2 protein-coding genes are annotated in these 400 nt (G+C 47.5%); both read left to right on the forward strand.

What is annotated here, in order from left to right; all coding sequences use genetic code 11:
- A partial coding sequence (locus tag BUE76_RS24970) for a hypothetical protein (RefSeq protein WP_216820728.1) occupies positions 1-265 on the forward strand: 265 nt, incomplete at its 5' end.
- Between the two features lie 11 nt (positions 266-276).
- A partial coding sequence (locus BUE76_RS24975) for a YWFCY domain-containing protein (RefSeq protein WP_216820786.1) occupies positions 277-400 on the forward strand: 124 nt, incomplete at its 3' end.

Raw genomic sequence — 400 nt, forward strand, 5'->3', positions numbered from 1 at the left:
CAGTGAACTAGGCAAAGACTACACTGCCGCAGCCATACAGGCCCGGCTCAATCATGCTGTGGCAATTGCTCCGCAGCACAAGGAACTTACAGAAAATATCCCCTACCAGCAACAGCAGCACTTTGCCAAACACAACTTTCAGGAATGGCAGCTTAAAACTTTGACCCATGTAATGGCAGAGCACATTACCCCAATGGAACCACCTCCTCCAGCCGCCCTCACCAAAAAACGTCACCGCAAAAGCAAAGGAAACATACACCTTTAAAATCATTCCTTATGTCCCTAACAGGAGAAAACGAACAAGCCCTTCGAAAGATATTGGACCTTACCCACCTGGCCAGTGTCGCAGTATTATTGCTTCACTTCTACTACACCTGCTATTTGCTGTTTCAGCAATGGG

This window comes from Cnuella takakiae (assembly GCF_001953305.1).
GTDB classification, from domain to species: domain Bacteria; phylum Bacteroidota; class Bacteroidia; order Chitinophagales; family Chitinophagaceae; genus Flavisolibacter; species Flavisolibacter takakiae.